Origin of the sequence: Microbacterium sp. 22179, assembly GCF_052045715.1 — a bacterium.
GTDB classification, from domain to species: domain Bacteria; phylum Actinomycetota; class Actinomycetes; order Actinomycetales; family Microbacteriaceae; genus Microbacterium; species Microbacterium galbinum.
On record NZ_JBQEPJ010000003.1, the window covers coordinates 104922 to 130328 of the forward strand.

Genomic DNA, 25407 nt, shown 5'->3' on the forward strand with positions numbered 1-25407 from the left:
CAGCCTGAGCGGCAACCTGAGCCGACGGGTTGCTGTCATCGTCAGCCTTCGCCGACGCAGAAGCCGACGCGGCAGCATTCACGTTCGCGGTCGGGTCCGCCGATGCGTCAGCATCGGTGGTCGCGTCGGTGCCGGGGTCGGGGTCTTCGACCTCGGTGGTCGTGCCGTCCTCGGGAGACTCTGGCTTGTCGGGAACGCCGTTAGGAGAGTCACCTCGTGCGACAGCGACGTTGCGAACCTCGCCCGCCTCCGCGTCTTCCTCCGTGATCGTGTACACGTCGGAGACGAACGTCGTGCTCTCTCCAGCGGCCAGCGACGGCGATCCGCCGGAAACGACGATTCCGTACTCCGCGAGGAGCGGGTCATCGATCGTGACGTTGGTCAGGTTCGACCGGCCGTCGTTCGTCACCTCGAACGACCAGATGATCTGGTCGCCCTCGTCCGTGATTCCGTTGTTGTTGACGTCGATGATCTGACTCACCGACTTGTCGAGCGCCAGGCTCGAATCGTAGGGAGTCGCGCACCCCGCGGCTGCGGTGTTGTCGAGCGGGTTCTGATCATCCTCGTTGCCGAAGAGTTCCGCGATGTTCGAGAAGCAGAGACCGTTCGAAGGGTCGCCGTCGTCATCTGGGAACGCCCCGAGAGTGTCCGCTGTGTCAACACGGATAGTAATCGTCGCCGACTCACCGCCGTCGAGCGCACCACCCGTCATATAGACGCGCGTCCGTTCTCCTTCCGCCGTGGAGTCGACCGATGCGGCACCGCTCACGAGCACGGGGTTGCTCAGACCATTCGGCAGCAGGTCATTGATAACCCAACCGGTAGACAACGAATCGCCCTTATTCGTCACGGTGAATGTGTACTCGATCTGATTCCCAACCATGAAGCGGTTCGGACCGCTCTTCTCGAGTTGGAGATCAGCCGGCGCACCGGGGATCGCTGTCCCGTCGTTGCGGGAGTTCTTAGGCCCCTTGCTCTTACCGACGACACGGAAAGTCGGGTTGCTCGATGCTGGGTTGTCGATCTTGAGCTGGAAGACGTCGCCGGTGGAGTTCTCGGAGACACCTAGGTTTCCATTCCCGTACCTCCAGACAGCACCCGTGCGCCCACCCGACGTCCCCACCGGTCCGATTACCATCACGGCACCGGTGATCGGGTCTACGCGAACCAGATTCCCATCTTGCACGCCGAACATATAGCCGCCGATGAAGTCGAAGTCATCGTAGGGGAAGCCCGTTCCGACCCGGAAGGTCCGGACGACACTGCCATCCTCGAGATCGAAGACATCGACGACGGTGCCGAACCCACCGGGGCTCGACGAAGCGTAGTAGTAGCCGTCTTCGGGATTGATGGCGGCTGCGTAGCTCAGCGGGCCGAAGCCGCGCATCTCCGGATCGGACGGAAGCACTTCGATGCGTCCTTGCTGCCCCATCCGGTAGATACGGAAGCCCTCGTCGTCCTCCCCGGTCCAACCTGCGACATACATCATCTGGTCCGCCGGGTTGTATGCAAGCGCGTTCATTGCGAACGAAGTATTGCGCACGGGCGCAGTACCGTCTTTGATGGTTGTCCGCCACTCGTCGTCGAACTCGTATTTCCCCGTGGCCGGGTCGATCGTAGCTCGGTACAGCGTCGTGCTGACTGGCACATTCTCGCCGCTCGCCTGGATGATGTAGACAGCGCCATCTTCTGGATTGAACGGATCGCCGGCCGCAGCACTGGCGGCCGTAATGCCTCCCATCACGCAGAGGCCGGCGACTGTCACCCCCGCCCCCACGGTCAGTGCTCCCCGCCGCCAGCGACGGGGAGGGCTTGTTTCGTGCTCTTGTGTCATTGTGAGCATTCTCCTTCGTTATCGGAAGAACCGGTTTCCCGGCGCTCTTCCCCCTTGGTGCTGCACCGGCATGGCCGGCGCAACGGTCACCGCGCAGTCGTTCCCACGAGCTGCGCGGAGTCTGTGTGGTCGTGGTTCTGGTGGTCGACGGACGACGGCTGCTCCGGTTCGCGAGTCACGTCGTGCACCGGCTCGTCATCCGGCCGAGCGGATGCCGTCGCCCGCCACTTCTCGGTGATCGTCGCGACGATCCCCGCCCACGACCGGTCTCGGATGAAGATCGCGTCGATCGCGACCATGGTCAGCGAGAACCACGGCAGGCCCATCAGCACCGCGATACCGAGGTGGAATCCGAGCATGCCGAACAGCGCGATCAGCCGTGTCGGACGCGTCAGCAGCATGAACGGGAACGCCGCCTGCAGGAACAGCGTGCCGAGCGTGAGGAAAGCCACCGCCGGGCCCCACGCCATGAAGAAGTCCGACAGAGCGGGCCACGTGCCGAAGCGCACCGTCTCGAGCGGGTGGTAGATCGCCCACCCCTCGCGCCACGGCGAGCCGCCGGCCTTGAAGAGTGCACCGGATGTGTAGACGAAGATGACCTGCGCGGCGAGGGCGACGAGCGCGAGGTTGTGCGCGACGACACCGATCTGGCGCGGTGCCGATCCCTCGCGGAACCACTCGCCCTTGCGCGCGCGTCGGCGAGCATCGAGCGACCAGCGCGCGGCCGGGTCGGCGAAGAAGAGCAGGATCATCGCGATTCGGAACATGTTGTCGCCCTGGTCGCCGATCATGTCGTTCGCCTCGATGAAACCGACCCAGAGCACGAAGAACACAGGGAGGACGATGCGGAACCGCCATCCCAGGATGAACAGCACACTGAGTCCGATCAGCAGGATGTACAACGCGGAATAGACCAGGTCGTTGCCCATCGCCGAGTGGAAGGCAGAGAAGATCCAGATCTTCGAGAAGTCGCTGACCGGCGCGACCATCTCTCGGTTCCACGCCGAGCCCGAGCCGAACGAGTAGTAGCGCGTCGTGAAGTTCGTCAACAGCAGTCCGAGGCCAGTGAGGCCGAAGAGGATGCGGGTGACGGCGATGCCGTAGAGCGACTTCTTCGACTCGTGGAGCCAGCGGTCGGCCGCCGAGAAGCAGCGGACGGCGGCGAGGGACGCCACCTGAGCGACCTGAGCGATCAGCGCGCCCAGGAAGGCGAGCACGCGCGGGGTACCAGGTACGTCGGAGCGCTCCCGTGTCGTCTCGTCGATGGTCATCGGTTCATCCCCTTCAGGTACGTCTCGTACTGCGCCCGGAACACCTCGGCGAAGCGGTCCTCGTTCTGCCCCGGCTCGATGAGCAGGTCACGCCAGCCGGGCCGGATGACGGTCGGGTCGGGACGCTGGGCGTTCGGGTCGTTCCGGTCGGCGTAGGGCACGACGTTCTGGCGGCTGACGCGGAACTGGACGGCGACGACCTCGTCGCCCCAGATCGCGTGGGCAACCTGGGTCGCATACGCGGTCGCCATGCGGTCGATACCGATGTAGCTCTCCGCATCGACGTCTGCGTCGGCCTCGTCCAGCTCCTCGGAGAGCGTGGTCAGCCACTCGTCATCCGTGTGGTTCTCGAGAGTCACGGCGCGCTGCTTCTCGGCGAGTTCCTCCCACGCGTTCTTGTAGTTCCCGGCGAGTTCTTCGGCCTGGATCCCCGCACGCGGCGGGAAGAGGTTGTTCTTGATCATCGACAGTTCGACGTCGGTCGCGCTCACCCAGCCGGTCTCGACCTCCTCGCCCGCATCGTCGGCGACGAGCGCGCGGACGTTGAAGTGGTAGTCGCCGTTGATCGGCTCGGGAGCGAAGACGCTCCAGGACTGACCGAACAGCGGAAGCATGTACGAACTCAACGCCCCGTCGGGCGGGAGCTGTCGAAGTGCCGAGGGCGGGTAGATCCACAGGAACGACGCGAAGACATGCCACGCCGTCAGGAGCACGAGCCCTGTCGATACGATGCGCACTGTCCATCGGCGCGCCCGGGTGTCACCTCCCCCCTCGCCCGATGCTCCGGCTCGCGGACGCGCGAACTGCGTCGATCTGATCATTCTGACTCCCCGTACGTGTGTGGTCTTCGGTTTCCTGGCGCGCAAGAGCTGTTGTGAGCGACGCCCCCGCGCCGCCCACAACATCGACGTGCTGTGCCGGGCCGCCCCCTCGATGAGAGATCCGACCTGCACGCGATGAGCAGCAATCGCACTACCGAGACGCGATTGCGCCTTGTCGTTAGCACCGTGCGAGCCACGAATCGTGACGCGGATATCGAAAAGTCTCCGCGGTGCTTCGTCGACCACCGAGAACCGGCGAAACGGCGTCACGATCCGGACCGACCGAGGTATACCGAACGGGTCGCCTGAGATCGGATCGGCGATATGCGCCGCCGCTACGGACCCCGCCCAGCAGGGTATTCCTCCCCTAAGAACGGGAGGGGAGCGCAACAGCACTCCCCTCCCGGATCACTCGGCCGTGAAGGTCACCTCTGTCCACGGGCCGACGTCACGGGTCATCGGGTCCGCCCACCGCAGACGCAGTACATGCGTGCCCGGGGGAACCGCCAGATACTCGTTCCAGACACCGGATGCCGGAACCGTCAGGGTCTGGATGGGGGTTTGGCCCACGACCGAGCGCTGGATCACGCTCCCGGCCGGCACGTCGAGGCGGAAGTTGAAACGATCCGCGTTCACGACGTTCCCCGCCAGGGGGCGCGACGCCATCGGAGGGGCTTCGACGGAGTACGGGAGAGTCGCCGATGCCTGCGACGTGATGCCACGGACCGTCTGCGTGACGGAGACGTAGGTCGCGCCCTCGCCGCCGCTGGTGATCGGAACGGACCAACGGCCGAACACATCAGCCGTCGTCGTCCCGATGGGTTGCCCTGCGGAATCGAGCACGCGGATGAGCGCGCCCGGCTCGGCGGAGTCACCCCGCAGCCTCGGGTACATGCGAGGGTCGGTCTGAAGAAGCGTCGGCTGGAGGACGTCGGGTACGACGGGTACTGCCGGCGGAACGGGTGACCCGGCCCCCGGCGCCGGAGCGGGCGGCGACACAAACGGCACGAGCGGCGAAAACGGTTGCCGTCGGGGCGGTTCGACGCCCGCCCGAGGACGGGCTTCGTCGTCGGGCGAGGGGCTGACGATCGGCGTCGGGCTCGCGGACGGGAACGCGGTTGGCGGCGCCACCGGATCGCGTTGCCCCTCTTCGACGACGGCGGGGGCGCCCCCGCGATCCGGCTCCGCTTCCGTCGCGCGGGGCGCCAGCACGGCGATCGCGGCAGCGATCAGGAGGAGCAGCAGGAGCGCCACGATGACGACCACCCGCCGCCGAGTGGGATGAGCCTCCTGCGGCTCGATGCCGCTTTCTCCAGCGGCAGCAGTGGTCACCTGCAACTGCATCTCGGGCATGGCCGGCGGGCGCAATGTAGCGACGTAGCCCGCCGCTCCCGCCGTGCCGGCGACTGCGGGGAGAATCGCGATCGCCAGCGTCTGAGCGATCCCCTGCGCCTCCTTCAGCGCCGCCGCGCATGACCCGCAGGTGGCCACGTGCGCCTCGATCTTCCGGGAGGCGCGGGGGGCGAGCCCGTCGCGGGTGTACGCGCCGATATCGGCGATGACCGCCTGGCACTCCGGCGACGCCGCGCGAGCGAGCTGGGCACTCACCCACCCATCGCGGAAGCCCTTTCGCGCTCGATTGACGAGCGCCGAGATCGCATTGGACGACAGGCCCAGCGGGCCACTCATCTCCCGTGGCGGCAGTCCGTCGACCTCGCTATACCACAGCGCTTCCTGCCAGCGCGGGGGAAGCGAGCGGAAGGCCTCCTCCGCGGCACGGTGGTGCTGATCGCGGATCGCCGCGTGTTCGCCGTCGATCGCGTCGGCGTCGATCATGAGGTCGAAATCCGCGTCGCGACGGGGAACGTCTCTTTTGTAGAGGCTGCGCCCGACGTTACGGACCGTCGTGATCAGGTACGGGCGGAAGGCTCCTCGCGGCCCCTTCCCTCCCTGCAACGAGACGAGGAGACGTTCGAACGCCTCCGAGACGATGTCATCCGCGTCGAGACCCGTGAACCCGCGCGCGACAGACAGGGCGGCGCCGGCATGGCGCTCCCAGAGAAGGCCGAAAGCACGCGTCTCCCCCGCACGCACTCGGTCGAGGAGCTCCCCGTCCGACGCATCCGCCGTCTTCGTATGGTCATCGTTTTCCATTACTCATCCTCCCCAGGGAATCTCCGATATTCCGGGTGCTGCGAACAGCGGTGGCGACCACGAAGTGCATCGTGGTCGCCACCGCTCAGCGCGTATCCGCCGCTACACGGTCAGGCTCTCCGCGCGTCTGCGGGCGATCAGCCACAGCCCGAGGGCGAGCAGACCGGCACCGGCGATGCCGCCGCCGATCCAGGCCGCCCCACCGGTGATGGCCAGTCCGGGCGGCACCACGGTCGTGGTGGTCGCGCAATCGCCCTCGGAGGATCCGTCGGAGCAGTTCGCTCCGGACCCGTCGGGGGTGACCACGACGTTTCGGATCTCGCCGACCGAGCGCAGCGTCACCGAGTAGGTGACGGTCACGCTCTCGCCGACCCTGACCGCACCGTCCCACGACAGCACCGGTCGCTCGTACAACGCGCCGCTGGTGGCGTCGCCGTTGTACGTTCCCACCGCGAGAGAAGACGTGAGATCGTCGGTGAACGACGCGGGCCGGTCTTCGGTGTACGCGACGCGACCGGTGTTGGTGACCGTGATGGTGAAGGTCACCCGGTCGCCGATCGACGCACGATCCGCCGAGACATCTTTCGTCACGCGGTAGCTGGCGATCGGCGTCTCGGTGACGCAGTCGCCGTCGATCGCGCAGCCGCCACCGGGGCCATCCCCGGTCACCGCGTTGCGCAGATTGCCGTCACCGGTCGCCGGCTGGTTGACCGTGACCGAGTACGTGATCGTGACGACCTCGCCGACTTCGAGAGGCCCGCCCCATGCAAGCGTCGATCCCGTGACCCGGGCACCCGCCGAGGCATCGTCGTTGTACGTCGCGTCGTCGAGCACACCAGAGAGATCGTCGACGACGGATGCTGGGGCATCCGTCGTGTACGCGACCTGGCCGATGTTCTCGACCGTGACCGTATAGGTGACGACGCCGCCGAGGACGACATCCTGCACATCCGCCGACTTCGTGACCGCGTACGCGGCGACGGGCGTGTCTGTGATGCACGCGCCCTCCACGCACTCTCCACCGGGAGACGACGGTGCGACGACGTTGCGAAGTGCGAAGTCACCCGTGATGGGGTCGTCCACGGTCACCGTGTACGTCACCTGGATGGTCTCTCCGACCTCGAGAGGGCCCGCCCAGGTGAGGGTGCCATCCACGACCTCGCCGCCGAGCGAGACGTCGCCGTTGTACGTCGCGTCATCGAGCACCCGCGAGAGGTCATCGGTGAACGACGCCGGGGCGTCATCGGTGTAGGGCAGCACGCCCGTGTTCGTGACCGAGACGGTGTACGTCACGATGTCACCGGGGAGTGCCGTTCCGGGTGATACCGATTTGGCGATCGAGTACGACGATGCGGGCACGTTCGCCATGCAGGCGGGGTCGGTCGAGCCCTCCACGCAGTTCGCGCCGGAGTCCGACGGCGTCACCACGGTGTTGTCGAGACGCCGGTCACCCGTCGCCGGGTCATTGACCGTGACGGAATAGGTGATGGTCACGGTTTCGCCCACATCGAGCGCCCCCGACCAGCCGAGCTGCGGTGCCGTGTAGGTGATACCGGCGCCCGACGTGCTCACGGCATCGCCGTTGTAGGTCGCATCGTCGAGAACCTCGGAGAGGTCGTCGGTGAAGGATGCCGGGGCATCCGCCGTGTACGCGACCTGGCCGATGTTGGTGACCTCGATGGTGTACTCCACGGTGTCACCCGGCACGACTTCGGTGGAGGTGGTCGACTTCACCACGCGGTACGAGCCCACGGGGGTCGTCGTCTCGCAGACGCCGTCGCAGCTGCCGCCGGGGCCCGGAGGCGTGACGGCGTTGACCAGCACGAAGTCTCCCGTCACCGGGTCGTCGACGGTCACCGTGTACGTGACCTCGATCGTCTGCCCGACCGCCAGCGCACCCGTCCAACTGAGGGTGTTGCCCGAGACGGTCGCGCCGTTCGTCGCATCGTCGTTGTACACCGCGTCGTCGAGCACACCCGAGAGGTCGTCTTCGAAGACGGCCGGCTCGTCATCCGTGTAGGCGACGTCGCCCGTGTTGGTGACGGTCACGGTGTAGGTGACCACGCCGCCGGGCCGCACGGTCGCCGAATCGGATGCCTTCGACACCGTGTACGAGGCGACGGGGGTCAGCGTTCTGCAGTCGGCATCCGGATCGCAGCTACCACCGGGTACCGTCGGCACGACAATGTTGGACAGCTCGCGGTCCCCCGAGAGGGGATCGTTCACGGTCACCGAGTAGGTCACAGTCGTCGACTCGCCGACCGCCAAAGGTCCGGACCAGGTCAGCGTGCCATCGGTGACGGAGCCGCCCGCCGAGACATCGTCGTTGTAGACCGCATCGTCGAGCACGCCCGAGAGGTCGTCGTCGAATGCGGCGGGCGCTGCATCCGTGTAATCGACCTGACCGGTGTTGGTGACGATCACCGTGTAGGTGACGACATCGCCGGCCATGACCGACGCGACGTCGACCGTTTTCGCCACCGTGTAGGACGCGACCGGGGTCGTCGTGTCGCACTCGCCCTCCGGGCACTCGCCCGTCGGATCGCCGGGGACGACCACGTTGCCGAGAACCGAGTCACCGGCCGTCGGATCGTCGACCGTCACGGAGTATGTGACCGTCACCGTGGCGCCCACGGGGAGCGGCCCCGACCAGGTGAGCGTGCTGCCGTCGACGGAGCCTCCGGCAGAAACATCGCCGTTGTAGGTCGCGTCGTCGAGCACGTCTGAGAGGTCATCCTCGAACGATGCCGGCTCGGCATCCGTGTAGTCCTCGGCTCCCACGTTCGTGACCGTGACGGTGTAGGTCACGACCGCTCCCGGAATGGTCGTCTCGGCGTCCACCGACTTCGCGACCGTGTATCCCCGGATCGGAGTGACGGTGCACTCCTCGGTGGCGACGTCGCACGGGCCCGCCGGTGGCGTTCCCGGCGGCACCAGGTAGTTCGCCGACACATTGTTGCCGCGCTCACCGACCGCATTCACCGTGACCGTGTAGGTCACCTCGGCGGTCGCGCCGGCTGCGAGCGTTCCGCGGATGGCGAGCACATCGTCGGTCGGCCCGTCGACGGTGACCGATGCGGTGTCGGATTCGACGGCACCCGTGAGGGTCGCGTCATCGAGCACATCGCTGAGGTCGTCGTCGCGCAGCACGTCGACGGTGGTCGCGCCCGTGTTGGTCACGACGACCGTGTACGTGAGCTCGGTGCCGGTGCGGACCGGCGTCTCCGATGCCTCGACCGACTTGGCGTAGGTCACACCCGTGATCGGTGTCGTCGTACAGTCGGGCTGTTCGGCATCGGTCGGCACGCACCCACCACCTTCGGGCGGGGTCTCGCCCGGCGCCAGCAGGAAGTTCGAGGCGACGCTGTCACCGCGCTCGCCGTCCGGCAGCACCGTGACCGTATAGGTGACCGTCGAGGTCTGCCCCACCGGGACCGAACCCGTGATCGAGATCTCGGCACCGTCGCGCACGACCGTGAGCCCGGCCGATGCAACAGGCTCCGCGGTGACCGTCGCGTCATCGAGCACGTACGTGAGATCGTCGATCGCGTCGACCGTTGCGGGCGACTGCCCGTCGTTGTCGAAGAACAGGGTGTACGTGATCGTCGATCCCGCCACCACCGGGTCCGACGACGGCTGCGCCGTCTTCCACTGTGTCAGCAGCGCACCCGGCACCTGCACGGGATCACAGCTCTGCGCGCCGGGCAGCGTCTCACCCTCGGGGATGCACGCGAGGTTGCGCAGGATCTGGTCGCCGTCACCCGTGTACGTCACCGAGTACGTGATGGTGGCTTGCTCGCCCGCGGCGAGCGCACCACTCCACGACAGTGTGTTACCGGTGCGGGTCGCGGTGCCGATATCGGACGTCAGCGACGCGTCGTCGAACGTCGCGTCGTCGAGCACCTCAGTCAGGTCGTCGGATGCCGTGGCGGGCGCGGCGGCGGTGTAGTCCCCCGGGCCGGCGTTGCGCACGACGACGGTGAACGTCGCCTGCTCACCGATCTCGGGCAGCTCGGACGTGTCGACGGACTTGTCGATGGTCAGGCGCGGGAGCTCGAACTCGGCCACTGCGCACGGCTGACCGGTTGCATCGTCGATGCCGCCGGTCACCGGATCGCACGTGGGCGGAGTCGTGACGCCCGGGTCCTCGGGAATCCAGGAGACGTTGCTCACCTCGCCGTCACCACCGGGCTGGAGGGTGACGCTGTAGGTGATGTTCACGGACTCACCGACCGCGAGAGCACCCGACCACGAGATCAGCGGCTCCTGGTACCCGAGGGTGCCGGGTGCCGAGGCGACGGCATCGGTGTTGTACTCGGCGTCGTCGAGCACACCCGCCAGGTCATCGAAGACCACTGCAGGGTTGTCGATCGTGTAGTCACCGGCACCCGTGTTGGTCGCTGTGACGGTGTAGGTCACGACATCGCCCGGTCGCGAGTCTGCGGTGGCGTCGGAGGTCTTCTCGACGGAGAGCGCGAGGGCACACGACTCGGCGCTGTCCTCGTTGTTCGCGGGGTTCGGGTCTTCCTCGTTTCCGAAGACGGAGGCGGTGTTGACGATGCAGGCGGGCGGCGAGACATCGGTGTCGGCTTCGATGGTGAACGTACGCGACTGCCCCACGGCGAGACGCGCCCCGGTGACGGAGACGGTGTTTCCGTCGATCGAGCCTGTTCCTTCTCCGGTGACCGTCGGGTTGCTCAGGCCGGCGGGAAGCGTGTCGGTCACCGTCCAACCGCTCGAGACCCCGAGGCCGTTGTTGGTCACGGTGATCTCGTACGCGATGCGGTCTCCGGAGACGAAGGTCGCCGGAGCGGACTTCGTGATCTCGAGGTCGGCGGGGAGCCCGGGAATCGCCGTGCCGTCGTTGTTCGCAGAACCGGGCCCCTCGACCGCCGGGAATGCCCTGAACGTCGGCGTCGCAGAACCGGGGTTCGTGATGGCCACCTGGACGATCGCTCCCGTGCCGTTGTGTGAGAACCCGAGGTTGCCGTTTCCGAAGCGCCACGCAGCTCCCCAGGCACCAGTGAGCGTTGTCGGGATGACGCTGGCGAAACGTGTCGTCGCGCCGCTGGTCGGATCGATGCGAATCAGGGTTCCGGTGGGCTGCGCCGCGTTGTAGTCGTAGGCCCAGAAGTATCCACCGAGGTACTCCATGTCCGCGATAGAGAAGTCGGTGAGGTTCGGCGTGATAGACGACACCTGCGCGCCCGTCGTGACGTTGATCGCCCGGATCGTCGGGGTCGCGCTCGCACCGCTCGCGATGTACAACAAGCCGTTGTCGGAGTTGAACGCGCCGACGAACTGCGTGGGCGGTGCGAACGTCGACGTGCCGACGCGTGTGACGACGCCCTCCTGCCCGATCCGCACGATGGCGCCGTTCGGAATGGATCCGATGGCTGCCGTCGCCACACCGTAGATGTAGTTGTCGGCCGTGTTGAAGCTGATCGCGTTGTAGGAGCCCGACGTCAGAGGATCGCCCTCATTCGTGAACTCGAACGTTCCGTCGCCCGTCGTCTGCGCACGGGAGAGTGCGGTCGGAACGGACTGCGCGACGAAGACCGTGGGCTCGCTCGGATCGAAGGGATCCCCGGCTGCAGCATGCGCCGGTGATGCCGTCGCGATATTCAGGCCCACCAGCGTGGCCGAGGCAAGGCTCGCCGTCGCCACGGCGGCGAGCACTCGCCTCACTCTGCCGTACCCGCGGGGCGCTCTGCCCCGCACCGAATCCGTCGTCGTCATTCTTGTCTCCCCGTCCCTCGGTTCAGAAAACAGGCGCGCTGCACCCGATATACCGCCATGCCGGAGCCTAAGTCGACCCCTCACCTATGGCATATCGGTTTGCGCGAAACGTGACGCGACTTCCACGAAATTGCGTGGATTGATTTCCCGAGACCGGATCGACCGGCGACGAACGTTTCCTCGCGACCCGGGATCCGGTCGCACGTCGCTCAGTTGCCGTGTGTCTTTCGCATGGCCCGATGGAGCGACTGCCGAGTGCCGAAACCTGCGAGCTTCGCCACGTCGGACAGCGGAAGGCCGGGGTTCCGGCTCCGGAGTTCCGATGCGGCCTTGAGACGGACGGTACGAAGCTCATCGGAGAACGTCGTGCCGCGCGCGCTGAGGGCGGACTGCACCGTACGCGCGGAGACGCCGAGCGCGCGCGCGACCGCCGGGAGGGAGAGATCCGGGGACGGGTAGTCCTGCAACACGATGCGCATCACGGCGTTGAAGACGTCCAGCCGTTCGGCCGGCTCGCCGACCACCGCGGTGACGAGTGCGCGCGCAACTTCGCTGGCGGCCTCGCCGAGAGGCGACGCCCCCCTGTCGACGTGCTCGGACTCGATCGCGCAGAGCGACTTCACGAAGGCGACCAGCGGGCGCAGCACGGATTCCGGCGCCGAGTCAGCTCCGACCCGGCCGAAGTCGATATGGTGCTCACCGACGAGCTCGGTGTCGTCGAGACTCACGAAGACGAGCTCGATCGGCTTCGACGCTGTGAACGTCACCTCCTCGGTACCGGGAGGCACGACGAACCACGACGAACGCCGGGCGATGATCGAAGCCTCCGAGGCGACCGTCAGTCCGGTGCCCTCCGCTGCGATCATCACGACACGGTTGCGCGAGAGTGCATCACGCGGCCAGACGACGGTGGATACCGGAAGCTGGACATGGGCGAACAAGAAACGTCCGATGCGGACGACATTCGCTCGGAGCACCCCGCGCTCGTCTCGAAGGTTCGAGAAGCGGATGTTCGCGGAGGCCATATAGGCGTCGAGCGGGCGAAGACCGAGAAGGTCCTCTCGACCGGCGGCTCGGAATCTCATGAGTTCCAGCCCGGCACGCCGGGCAGCAGCTGCACGTCTTCGTAACATTCTGCCCCTTCGCTTCCCCCGGGATGACAGCTCTTTTCACGATAGCGGTGGCTCGGAGTTGCCTTCAATCCGGGCCCGCCCGGACACGACGATGGCCAGGACCCTCATCGGGTTCCTGGCCACCGTCGCCCGGGGGGGTCTATCAGCCGACGCCGTCCATCGCCGACGTCTCGGTGTTGCCGATGCGGGCGATCACCTCGGGGCGACGCGCCCGGAGGAACCAGTAGCGGCTGAGGGCGGCGAGCACGCAGACGACGAACACGTAGGGGATGACGTTGAACGGGAAAGCGGGCACGGGGAACACGTTCGCGAAGAACACGTAGGCCATCGTGACGACGGCGATCGTGGCGCAGACCCAGACGAGGCCGTTGCGCATGCCGGCGCGCTGCGTGTAGACGACGCAGGCGATCGCGACGAGCGCGTACGCGACCATGTAGCCGTAGGTGCCCCAGGTGTTGACCCACACGAGGATCTCCATGGGGTCGGCTCCTGCGACGAGGAACACGATGTCGACGACGACGGCGAGCGCCCCCGCGGCCAGCAGCACCCGGTGCGGCGTCAGGTGGCGGTCGTGCGTGCGACCGAACCGCTCGTGCACCACGCCCTCCTTGCCCATGACGTAGACGATGCGCCCGATCACGTTCAGCGGTGCGACGACGACGGCGAAGAACGACGCCGCGACGCCGAAGGTCAGCACCGGCGCGAACCACAGCGGCATGCCGATGAGCTCCGACATGCTCTCGAGCGGGCTCGCCGCAGTCGCCAGGTCGTCGCCGAGGACGGCGATCTGCGTGTACGCCGCGAAGACGTAGAGGATGCCGACGGTCAGCGCGCTCCACATGATCGCGCGGGGAATCGCCTTGTAGGGGTTCTTCGCCTCACGTCCGAGCGCGTCGGCCGACGAGAACCCGACGAACCCGAGGATGCCGAGCACCATGCCGGCCGCGATGCCCTGGAACGACGAACCCTCGGCGATCAGCTGGGCCGGATCCCAGGCCGCGGGCCCGGCCCACACGAGCGCGGAGATCAGCAGCACGAGGATGATCGCGACCGACAGAAGCTCCAGCACCAGCGAGACGCGTGCCGACAATCGGATGCCGCGGATCGTGAACAGCGTCGCGAGTCCGCCGAGCACGACGGCGAGCGCGATGCTCCAGCCCAGGCCCGAGGCGGGGATGCCGAGGAGGGTGAGGAACTGACTCATGTACGACACCGAACCCATGAGGGAGGCGGCGGCGATGCCGAAGCATCCGATCAGGAGCGTCGCGCCGGCGAGGTACGCGCCGGCCGGACCGAGGCCCTTCGACACGTAGGTGTAGAGCGATCCGGCCGAGGCGTGCTTGCGCGCGAAGACCACGACGCAGTAGCCGACGCAGAGGATCACGATCGTGGCGAGGGCGAAGGCGTAGATCGTGCCGTTGCCGGCGCCGAGGAAGATCGCGGCGGCGGTGAAGGCGATCACCGCGCTGGGAGCGATATTGGCGATCGCCTGGGCGGCGAGCTCCGGTCCGCTCATCACGCCGCGGCGCAGTCCGGCATCGATCGGGACGCCGGCGGCGGGGCCGGGCGGGCTCTGGGGGGTGGTCGTGGTCACGGGGTCTCCTTCGTATCGGGGTCGGCGGAGTAGTGCGGGGAGGGAAGAGGTCAGGGGATGAGGAGAGTGCGCAGAGCCTGGCCGGACTCGAGCTCCTCGAACGCCTCGGCGGCTTCGGCGAGCGGTCGGCGCGAGGAGATGAGCGGATCGAGGATCAGCTGACCGTCCATGTACCGGTCGACGAGTGCGGGGATGTCGATGGCCGGGCGCACCGAGCCGTAGTTCGAGCCCAGGATGCGCTGGTCGGCCTCGGCCAGCACCAGCGGCTCGAACGAGGCGCGCGCACCGGTCGGGGGAAGCCCCACGATCACCGCGGCTCCGCCGAGGCCGAGCATCTCGATGGACTGCTCGGTGGTGACGGTGCGACCGATCGCGTCGAAGGCGTAGTCGACGCCGTCGGGCAGCAGCGCCCGCAGCTGGGCGACGGCATCGCCGTCGGGTGCGACGATCTGGTCGGTGGCGCCGAACTGCGCCGCGAGGCGGGTCTTGTCCTCGCGCACGTCGATCGCGACGATGCGCTCGGCTCCGGCGAGCCGCGCACCCTGGATGACGTTGAGGCCCACCCCGCCGCATCCGATCACGGCGACGAGCGCTCCGGGTTCGACGCCCGCGGTGTTCATCACCGCGCCGACGCCGGTCGCGACCGCGCATCCGACGACGGCGATGACGTCGAGCGGTGCGTCATCGCGCACCTTGATCGCGCCGGATGCCGGAACCACGACCTCCTCGGCGAAGGAGGACACACCCAGGTAGTGGTGCACCGTCTCGCCGTCCTTGCTGAGACGGGAGGTGCCGTCGAACAGCACGCCGAGCGGCGCGACGACCGTGGCGACCTTCTGGCACCGCGCCTCGTGGCCCGAGCGGCAGTACCGGCACTCGCCGCACGGCGGCACCCAGCTGAGCACCACGTGGTCGCCGACGGCGAGCGAGGTGACGCCCTCGCCGAGCTCGGTGACGACGCCCGAGCCCTCGTGGCCCATCACCATCGGTGCCGGCGCAGCCCACTCGCCCCGCTTCACGTGCAGGTCGGAGTGGCAGACCCCGGCGGCGGCGATCTTCACCCGCACCTCTCCGGCAGACGGAGGAGCGAGCTGCACCTCGGTGTGCTCGATCGGGCTGTCGCTGTCGCGGAAGACGATGGCCTGCATGGGGCCCCTTTCGTTCGTGTGGGTCGCGCCTCATCGTAGGAACAGCGGCGCCGCGGTGTCATTCACAAAAATGATGAGGATCAAGCATCCGAATCGACATTCCTTATACTTCGGATATGGCACGAGACCTGGCATCGATCGCTCGACTCCTCGGCGCGACGCTCGTCGCCGGCGGGGCTCTCGGCCCGAAGGCCACTGTGGCGAGCGCCGTGCCGGTGGGCGACTTCGCTGTCGTGCCGCATCCGCAGTTCGCGACGCTCGTGGTCGGCAGCCCCGACGAGATCGCGCGCGGACTCGACGACCCGGAGCGCGGTGATCTCCTGCGGCTCGCCGTGGTCGTGGCGACCGGCCCTCTCGCCGCCGTGCCGGACGGGGTCACCGCGCTGATCGCGCCCACGGTCGACCCGTCCGTCGTTCTACCCACGCTGCAGGCGGTGCTCGCGACGGATGCCGCTGCCGAGGACCGCGCCGTTCTCGCGGCGACGAAGGTGCTCGCGCTCGCCGCCCGCCGCAGCGGAGTGGCGGGGGTGGTCGCCGAGCTGGCCCGACGTCTCGACGGGTGGGCCGTACTGCTCGACCGCGACGCGCAGCCGATCGCCTCGGCGGGTGCCGGCGCGCTGCACATCGGGGATGCGGTCGCCGTGGCGTTCAACCGCCCGGTCCGCGTGCGCAGTCGGGCACTGCAGGTGCATCCCGTCGGCACCGACGAGGACATGTCCGCGTTCCTCGTGGTGACCGCCCGCAGCGGCTCGACCAGCCGCGCCCGCGACCTCAGCTCGCAGGCGGCGGCGCTGCTCGATCTGCTCCTGCGCACGCACGACGGCAGCAGGACCGAACGCCTCGGACGCGCCACGATGATGCGCGTGCTGGAGGACGGCGGACCGAACGCCGTCGCGCTGGCGAAGGACTGGGGCGTGCGCGATCGCGCCCTGGCCGCGTTCACCCTCTCGGCCCGCTCGTCGAGCGTCGACGCCGAGCGCGCCGTCATCCACTGGCTCGAAGACCTCGGCGCGCCGCATCTGCTGACCGCCGCGCAGGGGGTGGTGACGGGCTTCGTGCGCGCGGAGCACATCGACGAGATCGCGGATCGCGCGACGACGTTCTCCGTACCCCTGCATCTGGGGCTCGGCTCCCCGTCGGCACTCGACGCCCTCGCGCGGTCCGTCGAGGAGGCGCGTCGCGCACACCGCGTCGCCGCGACCGAGGGGCGCTCCGTCGTGCACTACCGCGCGATGCCGACCGTCGACCTCGTGCTCGACCGCCTCGCGCCCGGTGACGCACGCACGCTGGCCGCACTGGTCGATCCGCTCGACGACGACCTCGTCGACACCCTGCACACGTTCCTCGCCGAGAACGGCGCCTGGGGAGCCGCGGCCGCACGCCTGGGTGTCCATCGCCAGACCCTGGCGGCACGGGTGCGACGGATCGAGCACGTCACCGGGCTGTCGATGTCGAGCGCGGACGACCGTGCCGCGGCCTGGCTGGCGCTGCGCGCACGCCGCTGACGGAACGCGACCGCTCAGCCGTCCGAGCGGCGGCGGCGGCGCAGGCGACCGTATGCCCGACGCAGGATCCGCGCGTGGCGTTCCTTGGCGCGTTCGACGCCCGCCTCGTCGCGGCGCAGCGCGCTCACCCATTCCGACACGCGCGCCGTGAACGCTCCCCAGACCAGCCGCGCATCGACGTGCAGGGGCGGCGGGGTCACGGCATCCTCGTCGTCGAGACGCCCCCTCCGCCGCAGCCGGTCGTCGACGTGCGCGAGCGTGAGCTGGGCGACCCCCACCGCGTGGCCGTTGATGATGGAGTGCGAGGCGCCCTCGATCTCCCAGCGTCGCGCCGACGCCGCCGCCGCGACGAGACGGGAGTGGAAACGGCGCGGCGAGGTCGTGTCGAACTCGCCGCGGATCAGCAGCAGGGCAGCGTCGGCATCCGCGATCCGCTCGGTGATCCGGTAGCGCAGCACGTGCGGGAGCACACGCACGAAATAGACCGGTCCGCACAGAAGATACGCCGACACCGCGATCATCGCGAGGTGCACCGACTCCCGCGTCGCCGACTGCGCGAATCGCACGGCCTGCCGGAAGACCGTCGCCTCGGCCTCGTTGACGACCGGGCTCACGAGCACCGCGTGCGAGAGCCCCGACCTGCGTCCCAGCACCTCGGTGACGATCTGGGCCCCCATCGAGTGCCCGATCAGCACGGGGTCGTCGAGCCGGTAGTGGTCGAGCACCGGCTCGACCTGATCGGCGAAGAACGCGACGTCGGGTGTGCGCCCGGGCGCGGCCGACATCCCGGCGAAGCCGGGAAGATCGAGGGCGTAGACGTCGCCCCTCTCCGCGAGGGTCGGCGCGAGGAACTCGAAGTAGCTGGCCGCCACCCCGAGGCCGGCGACGAGCACGAATGCGCGCGACGACGCGGGATCGGCGGCCTCGACGCGCGTCACCCGGGTGACGACGCCGTCGCAGGAGACGTGATCGACCGAGAGGTCGATCGGGTCGTCGGCGTCGTGCCGGGCGTCGCTAGCGGGCATCGACCCATTCTCGTCTCCTCCGGCGCCGATCGATCACAGGCCCGCCAGCATCCGGTCGGCCGTGCGCAGCGACAGGGCCATCTGCGTCAGCCCCGGATTCGCCGTCAGCGCGCTCGGGTAGGTCGAGTTGTCGCACACCCAGAGGTTGTCGATGTCGTGCGAACGACCCGAACCGTCGACCACGCCCTCCGCGGGATCGTCGCTCATCCGGCAGGTGCCGAGGGTGTGCGCCGACCGCGCGAGCACGCGGGTGCTGCGCGCGCCCGCCGCCGTCAGCAGATCGGTCATGGTCGCGATCGCGTGATCGTCGATGGCCTTCTCGTTGGCCCCCGGCGAGAACGTGATCGTCGCCCGCGGCAGCCCCCACTCGTCCGTCTCCGACGAGAGCTCGATGCGGTTCTCGTCGGATGGCAGGCATTCCGCATTCATCCCGATGCCGGCGCTGTACCTCGCGGCCTCCAGCTCGTCGACGAGATCGGTGCCCCAGGCCCCTCCCCCGCGCACGAGCGAGGTGGCGTACGTGAAGGGCATGACCCCGAGACTCTGCAGCAGGTAGCCGCCGGCGAAGTCCGCGCCGGCGGGGCGCACGAAGTCCTCGGTGATGACCGCCGAGGGGTAGCCGCGGTATCCGCGGATCTGCTCGTCGAAACGCCCCCACACCTGCACGGCGCCGTGGGCGAGGAAATTGCGCCCGACCTGTCCGCTCGAGTTCGCGATCCCGTTGTGCAGCAGCAGCCGGGGAGTCTCCACGCCGCCGCCCGCGAGCACGAGCGCGGCGCACCGCTGCCGCCGATCCTCGCCGTCCTCGCGGTACACGACACCGGTCACCCGCCCGCGCGCATCGCGCTCGATCGTGTGCACGACCGCATCCGGGCGGATCTCGGCGCCTGCGGCGACCGCGGCCGGAAGGTAGGTGATCGCGGTGGTCGCTTTGGCGCCGTGGCGTTCGCCCTGGTGGATCGACCCGACGTCGGTGGTGGCGTGCCGCAGACCGTGGTGGGGCTGCAGACGGTCCCGCGTGAGGATCGCCGCCGGGGCGTCGGCCGCGCGGATGCCGAGAACCGCCGCACCCGCGAGCATGAGGTCTGCCGGGGCGTTGCGCCGGGGCGGAGGGTACAGGTAGGTGCGCGACGGGTCCCACGGGTACGGCGTGGGACCCGACACCCCGATGTCGGCCTCGACCTGCGCGACGTAGCGGATGAGCTCGTCGTGGTCGATCGGCCAGTCCGCGCCCTCACCGGTCTCGGTCCGCAGCCGCAGATCGCGGGCATCCGGACGGGGAGTGAACGCCCCCCAGTGCACGGTTCCTCCGCCGACACCGAACCCGCTGTTGTTCGGGCCGAACGCGGTCGGAGCGTCTCCGCCGCTGAATCGGCTCGACATCCAGTTGATCGCGGTCGCCTCGACCTCGTCGGGGGTGTAGTCGGCGGGATCGTGATTCGGTCCGGCTTCGAGCGCGACCACGCGCAGCCCCCGCTCGGCCAGTCTCGCCAGCAGCGGCGCGCCCCCCGCGCCGGTGCCGACCACCACGACGTCCACGATCTCGTCGCGGTCGAACGTGCGCATGCCGTCGAGGTTCATGCCGCCTCCTCCGGGTCGTCCACGACCGCACCGAGATCGGAGGGCTCCCACCCGTCGCGCAGGCCGGCTCCCAAGGCGAGATACCCCGCGAAGGAGACCTCCTCCGCACCCGTGGCGAACCCGTCGTAGCCGACCCGGGCGAGGGAGGCGGGATGACACAGCCACTCGCGCACGAGGTCGACGCGCACGTCTTCGAACCAGCGGCGCAGGTCGTCGGCATCCGCGGTGATGCCCGGAATCGCGGTGCCGGCGATCACCTCTCGCAGCACCCCGTCCCGCGCCTCGACCCCCTCGGGCCACACCCGGGCGAGCTGGTCGAGGCCGGCGCGATACGCCTCGTCGTCCGGCAACGCTCCGGCCGGACGCCAGCCGTCTCCGCCGCCGGCGGCGAGATCGGCGTCGACGCGCGCCGCCAGATCGATGCTCCCGCCGGGCGGTTGTGGCACCACGCGGGCGGCGACGGCGCGCAGAAGGTCCAGCTGTTCCGAGGAGAGCACCCGCGGGCGGTACGCGGGATCGTCGGGCAGTGCACGACGCGCGAGCGTGCTCCGCACGCGCGCCGAGACCCGCGGCGAGGCGAGCAGAGTCCCCCACTCCGCGGGCACTCGCACGCTGTGCTCCGCCATCTCCTCCCACAGTTCGGTGATCGCCGCCGCCACCTCGCCGGGGCGCTCCTGCAGGAGCAGGTGCCCCGCTCCGGCCAGGGCGATGAACCGGGCGCGTGGATACACGTCGGCGAGCAGGTCCGGCTGCGCGTCAGCGCCGAGTGCCTCGTCTTCGCCGCCGGCGAGCACGCGGCAGGGGAGGTCGAGCGTCCCGACGGAGGCCGTGATGTCCTCGACGCTCCCCTCCTCGAGCCACCGCCGCCACGCGAGGGGCGACATCCGGGCCACCGCGTCGACGGTCTCGCGCTGCCGCTCGGGCGGAAGCCCGCCGCCGACGTTGTCGTCGACGAAGGTCTGCGCGTCGCTCTCGGAGATGCCGCCCTCGGCGACCCAGGAGAGCATCTGCCGCCTCTTCTCGGCGGGCATCGGCTCGGGGGACGGTGGCGACGGCGCCAGCAGAACCGTGCCGAGCAGGCCGAAGATCTCGGGCTCGCCGTCGCGGATCCGGGCGGCGACGGCCGCGGCGACCTTGCCTCCCATGCTGTGCCCGCACAGCATCCAGGGTCCTCCGTCGGCGGCTTCCCGGATCACGGCGAGGGCGGCGTCGACCTGGGCGGCGACCGATCCCTCGGGCGCATCCGGAGCGGATCCCTGACCCGGGAGCTCCACCGCGATCACGCGGAAACGGTCGTCCAGCTCGGCCTGCAGCGGCTGGGCGGAACGGGCGTCGAGCCCCAGGCCGGGCAGCACGAACACCGTGCACCTCTCGGCGGTCACGGGGTGACCATGCCGCCGTTGACGTTCAGCGTGGCGCCCGACACGTAACCCGACTCCTCCGAGGCGAGGAAGACGTAGGCGGGCGCGAGCTCCGCGGGCTGCCCCGCGCGCTGATACGTGTTCTCGTCGTCGAAGTGCAGCATCTGATCGTCGGAGACGCCGTCCGACACCTGCAGAGCCGTCCAGACGGGGCCGGGCGCCACGACGTTCACGCGGATGCCGCGCTCGGCGAGCTGCAGCGCGAGGCCCTTCGCGAGGTTGTTGACGGCGGCCTTCGTCGCGGCGTAGTCGAGCCGGTCGGGCGAGGGCTTGTAGGCCTCGAGGGATGCCGTGCTGATGATGCTGGCGCCGGGTCCGAGGTGCGCGAGAGCCGCCTTCGTGATCCAGAAGTTGGCGAACACGTTCGTGCGGAAGGTGGCCTCGAACTGCTCGTCGCTGAGGTCTTCGACCCGCTCGACCGCGATCTGTCGACCGGCGTTGTTGACGACGACGTCGAGGCCCCCGAGGAAGTCCACCGCCTCCGCGACCAGCCGGCGGCACTCCGCGGCTTCCGAGATGTTGGCGACCACGGCGCGTCCGCGGCGCCCGGCGTCGGCGATGAGCGCGAGCACGTGCTCGGCGTCCTCCTCCTCACCGGGCAGGTGCGCGATCACGACGTCGGCACCCTCGCGGGCGAAGGCGATGGCCGTCGCCGCCCCGATTCCCGAATCCCCGCCGGTGATGAGCGCCCGCCGGCCGGTCAACCGGGCGGTGCCGCGATAGGACTCCTCGCCGAGATCGGGGACGGGGGTCATGCGCGCCTGGATACCGGGCTCGGGCTGATGCTGCAGCGGCGGCTCGACGCGGGCGTAGCGGGTCACGGGGTTCGTCGGGGAGTGCTCATCCGATTCAGGCATGCCGCCACGTTAGGCGAACCGGCTCTCTCGTGAGGAGGGCTTGCGCTCGACCCCTCCGATAGGCCAGGGCCTCGCGTCAGATGAAGGCGGACGGTCCACCCCAGCCGCCGACCCATGCCTCGACGCGCGGATCCGAGCGCATCCGGTGCACGCCGTCGACCACCCTGCGCTCGGTGGCGAAGGCGACCTCCGTGCCCCAGCGCTGCGCGCGACGCTCCGCGCGTCGGGACCGCAGAACGCCGAGCGGTTCGCCGTCGACGTCCACAAGCTCCACCGTCCCCACGTCGCCGACCCCGCAACGAGCGAGGAGATCCGTGATCCCCCGCGGGTCGAGGACCACCAGCGGCGCATCGACCTCCCAGGTCACCCGGGCGTCGGCATCCGCTCCGTCGACACCCACGCGCGGATCGTCGATCGTGCCGGCGGCACCGGGATCGAGCACCACCCGGCTGCGCGGCAACGCCGCGAGCAGCGAATCCACCGCGATGAAGAGCGCGGCCGGCGCGTGCGATCCGCGCAGCCGCAGCACGACATCGGCCGCCCCCGCCCACAGCGCCCGTGGCGCGGAGCCCGGCACGGGAATGGCCGAGACCAGACGCAGCGTCTGAGCGTTCGCTCGTTCGAGGCCGGCTCCATCGCGCTCGGCCCATTCCGGCCCGTCGTGCCACGCCACGGCCTCGGGAACATGCGCGAGGAGAGCACCGGCCCGCCACATCCGATGCGCCCATTCCCAGTCCTCCCCGCCGTAGGCGGTGAACGACTCGTCGAACCCGCCCACCTCGTCGTACAGCATCCGCGAGCAGGCGATCACCGCCCCGATCACGAAGCGGTACGACCGGTCGTCGGCGTCACGAAGATCGGCGGTGCGGGCGTACTCCTCGGCGAGCCAGGACGGCTCCGACAGCTCACGACCGACGGCGGCCTCGGCGACGGCGACCGTGGCCGGGATGCCGGAGAAGTCGGCATGGCGCCGCCGCCCCACCGTGACCGCCTCGGGCAGCAGCGCCGGGAGGCGGGTGAGCGCCCGAACGTACCCCGGTTCCGGCGACGTGTCGGCATCGAGGAAGCAGAGGATGTCGCCGCTGCTCGCCCGCGCACCGAGATTGCGCACGGCGGAGAGGCGGAAGCCCCGGTCGTCCTGGCGGACGACGGTCACGCCCTCCGGCACATCGACGGGGCGTGGAGACCCGTCGTCGGCGACGATGATCTCGAGCAACTCCGGCGGGTAGTCCTGCGCGCCCAGCGCGTGCAGGGTGCGGGCGAGTTCGTCCGGCTGGTCGTAGTGCGCGACGATCACCGAGACACGGGGAAGCGGATCGGGATGCACGCCGTCGCGCTCGTGCCACCGGTTGCCGACCACGTACGGCGCCCTCATGCGCCCCGCTCCGCCCACCAGCGCGTGTACGCGTCGACCGCGTCGTCCCACGACCCCGGCACCCGATCGCGACCGTGCCGGGTCGACGCCGGGTCCGCAGCCGCTCGGCGCACCGCAGCGGCGAGATCGCTCTCGTCGGCGACCGTGAGGGTTCCCGGGCGCAGCGCCGCCATCTCGTCGATGTACCGGTTGCGCATCGCCACGGGGCGACGCCCCCACCCGATCCACGAGGCCAGAGAGCCGGAGGCCGAGACGTGCCGATGTGCGATCAGCGGCACCGAGACCGCCCGCCCGCGCCGTGCGATCTCGGCGTCGTCGAGCCACCCGGTCACGTCGACGGCGACGCCCTGCGAACGGGCACGGCGGACGAACGCGGCGAGATCCTCGGCGTGCCCCTCCGAGGCGCGGCCGAGCACCGTCATCCGCTGCAGCCCCGCCGCGGCGGCCGCGCTCGCCGCCTCATCGTGCCCCTTACCGGGGTAGAAGTACCCGAGCACGCCCACCGTGCCGTCGAGCTCGGTTCGCTCGTCAGTCGGCGCGGCGAGTACCTCGACGGGCAGCGGCACCCGCGCGACCGGCCCCGCCCAGACGTGCTCCTCCCGCAGCAGCGCGCTCTCGTGCGCGCTGTTGACGACGACTCCCCGGGCCGAGCGCGCGACGAGCGCGTACGCGTCGCGGCGCCGGACGCGGTTGCGCGGACCATCCGACTCCTGCGGCACGTCGTGCAGCGTCACGCTGATCCGCAACCGCGCGGCGAGCTCGGTGAAGAGCCGGGAGGCCTCCTCCGGCGAGTCCGCCCACAGGCGATCGGTGAACTGGGCGTGCACCGTCGTGCCCGGATCGAGTCGGAGGAGGTCGGCGGGTTCGACGACCTCGACCTCGGGGTGCGCGGCGGTGACCGCGACGGCGAGGTCCCGCGAGTACACGGCGACGCCGTGGGTTCCCGGATGCGCGAGCAGGAGCGGTATCGCGCTCACGCGGCGCGCCAGACGGCGAGAAGCGGGGCGAGCCGTTCGACGGCCGCCCGCACGAAATCCGGACGGGCGGCGTACCACTCGCGGTGCGCGGCCTCCACCTCGTCGGCATCGAGGTCCGCCCCGTCGACGATCCAGTTCGCGCGCGGCTCCTCGGGGAGCGACCACGCCTCGACGACCTCGGGCTCGAGCGGGGCGCGCACGGCCGCGAGCAGCGGACGCCCCGGGTCGGTCGGGCCGCCGGCGACGCCCAGGACGCGCAGCACGCGTTCGCCGAGCGGGAGCCAGACGGCGTTCCCGGGATGGTTGACGGTGCGCATGTGATCGGCGGTGACATCGTCGAACAGATCGGAGATCGCGACATCGCAGCGCGTCTCGCGGGTGCGCAGGACGTCGATCGAGGTCTCTCCGACGGCGCGCACCTTCGTCGGCGGCAGCGCGGCGGCGACCGGGATGCCCGCGGCTCCCGCCAGGGTGCGGATGTCGTGATACGGCACGAGCGGCGGATCCTCATCGATCCCGGGCACCCGGATCGCGGCCTGGAACGGATGCAGACCGGCGAACCGCACGGGCGGCAGGGTGACTACGCGAGCAGTGGTGGCCGCGGCGATCTGACGCGTCCCGAGGGGCAGGCCGCGATAGTCGTCTCGGATCGGCTGAGTGACCACCGTGTGCGCGGCGGCCACCAGCGTGTGCAGGCGCTCGGCCTCATCGCCGCTCAGGTCGTGCACGGGCGGGATGCGCACGAATCGACGACCCGGCGCGTCCATCACCCAGCGCAGGGACTCTGCCTGGCAGTTGCCCACGACGACCCCGAACGCCTCGGGCAGCGGCTCGAGGCCGAAGAACTCCGCGTAGTGCCGGCGACGCGCTAGCACCGCGGACCCGGCGGGCGCAACGGGCGTGCCCTTCTCGGCGAAGTCGATCATCATACGAACGTATACCTTCGCCCCCCTGCTTCGTCCCCCCGGCTCT

The 25407-nt window shown here is 69.4% G+C and carries 16 protein-coding genes; 1 reads left to right on the forward strand and 15 read right to left on the reverse strand.

Going from position 1 to position 25407, the window contains the following annotated elements:
• The 8 genes from ACTJKK_RS08225 to ACTJKK_RS08260 all read right to left on the reverse strand — a co-directional run.
• A partial coding sequence (locus ACTJKK_RS08225) for a DUF6923 family protein (protein ID WP_440747608.1) occupies positions 1–1834 on the reverse strand: 1834 nt, incomplete at its 3' end.
• A gap of 86 nt (positions 1835–1920) precedes the next feature.
• Positions 1921–3105, reverse strand: a complete 1185-nt coding sequence (locus ACTJKK_RS08230; protein ID WP_440747609.1) for an HTTM domain-containing protein — start codon at positions 3103–3105, stop codon at positions 1921–1923.
• Complete coding sequence (locus ACTJKK_RS08235; RefSeq protein WP_440747610.1) at positions 3102–3842, reverse strand: DUF5819 family protein; 741 nt, start codon at positions 3840–3842, stop codon at positions 3102–3104. The genes ACTJKK_RS08230 and ACTJKK_RS08235 overlap by 4 nt, the downstream gene beginning before the upstream one ends.
• Before the next feature lie 492 nt (positions 3843–4334).
• The gene (locus tag ACTJKK_RS08240; RefSeq protein WP_440747611.1) at positions 4335–6080 is read right to left on the reverse strand and encodes a sigma-70 family RNA polymerase sigma factor; all 1746 of its coding nucleotides are present in this window, start codon (positions 6078–6080) and stop codon (positions 4335–4337) included.
• 102 nt (positions 6081–6182) lie between these two features.
• The gene (locus tag ACTJKK_RS08245; RefSeq protein ID WP_440747612.1) at positions 6183–11759 is read right to left on the reverse strand and encodes a DUF6923 family protein; all 5577 of its coding nucleotides are present in this window, start codon (positions 11757–11759) and stop codon (positions 6183–6185) included.
• 269 nt (positions 11760–12028) lie between these two features.
• Entirely contained in the window at positions 12029–12685 is a 657-nt protein-coding gene (locus ACTJKK_RS08250) for a helix-turn-helix domain-containing protein (RefSeq protein WP_440747613.1), read from the reverse strand.
• Between the two features lie 409 nt (positions 12686–13094).
• Positions 13095–14468: an APC family permease gene (locus ACTJKK_RS08255; RefSeq protein WP_440747859.1), complete on the reverse strand. Its 1374-nt coding sequence runs from the start codon at positions 14466–14468 to the stop codon at positions 13095–13097.
• A gap of 128 nt (positions 14469–14596) precedes the next feature.
• A complete protein-coding gene (locus tag ACTJKK_RS08260; RefSeq protein WP_440747614.1) occupies positions 14597–15694 on the reverse strand; it encodes an alcohol dehydrogenase catalytic domain-containing protein in 1098 nt (365 codons plus the stop codon).
• 116 nt (positions 15695–15810) lie between these two features.
• On the opposite strand from ACTJKK_RS08260, the gene ACTJKK_RS08265 reads away from it, so the two are divergent.
• Positions 15811–17199 (forward strand): helix-turn-helix domain-containing protein, encoded by a 1389-nt coding sequence (locus ACTJKK_RS08265; protein WP_440747615.1) that lies wholly within the window; start codon positions 15811–15813, stop codon positions 17197–17199.
• A gap of 14 nt (positions 17200–17213) precedes the next feature.
• Here the strand turns inward: ACTJKK_RS08265 and ACTJKK_RS08270 are convergent, their stop codons facing one another.
• The 7 genes from ACTJKK_RS08270 to ACTJKK_RS08300 all read right to left on the reverse strand — a co-directional run bounded on the left by ACTJKK_RS08270 (position 17214) and on the right by ACTJKK_RS08300 (position 25361).
• Positions 17214–18224, reverse strand: a complete 1011-nt coding sequence (locus ACTJKK_RS08270; RefSeq protein WP_440747616.1) for an alpha/beta fold hydrolase — start codon at positions 18222–18224, stop codon at positions 17214–17216.
• Between the two features lie 33 nt (positions 18225–18257).
• Positions 18258–19805 carry a GMC family oxidoreductase gene (locus tag ACTJKK_RS08275; RefSeq protein ID WP_440747617.1) on the reverse strand — a complete coding sequence of 516 codons (1548 nt, stop codon included), beginning with the start codon at positions 19803–19805 and terminating at the stop codon, positions 18258–18260.
• Positions 19802–21187 (reverse strand): alpha/beta fold hydrolase, encoded by a 1386-nt coding sequence (locus tag ACTJKK_RS08280; protein ID WP_440747618.1) that lies wholly within the window; start codon positions 21185–21187, stop codon positions 19802–19804. Before ACTJKK_RS08280 ends, ACTJKK_RS08275 begins: the two co-directional genes overlap by 4 nt.
• Entirely contained in the window at positions 21184–22083 is a 900-nt protein-coding gene (locus ACTJKK_RS08285) for an SDR family oxidoreductase (protein ID WP_440747619.1), read from the reverse strand. The genes ACTJKK_RS08280 and ACTJKK_RS08285 overlap by 4 nt, the downstream gene beginning before the upstream one ends.
• A 76-nt stretch (positions 22084–22159) precedes the next feature.
• Entirely contained in the window at positions 22160–23458 is a 1299-nt protein-coding gene (locus ACTJKK_RS08290) for a glycosyltransferase family 2 protein (protein WP_440747620.1), read from the reverse strand.
• Complete coding sequence (locus ACTJKK_RS08295) at positions 23455–24435, reverse strand: hypothetical protein (protein WP_440747621.1); 981 nt, start codon at positions 24433–24435, stop codon at positions 23455–23457. Before ACTJKK_RS08295 ends, ACTJKK_RS08290 begins: the two co-directional genes overlap by 4 nt.
• The gene (locus tag ACTJKK_RS08300; protein WP_440747622.1) at positions 24432–25361 is read right to left on the reverse strand and encodes a WcbI family polysaccharide biosynthesis putative acetyltransferase; all 930 of its coding nucleotides are present in this window, start codon (positions 25359–25361) and stop codon (positions 24432–24434) included. The genes ACTJKK_RS08295 and ACTJKK_RS08300 overlap by 4 nt, the downstream gene beginning before the upstream one ends.
• Positions 25362–25407 lie beyond the last annotated feature (46 nt).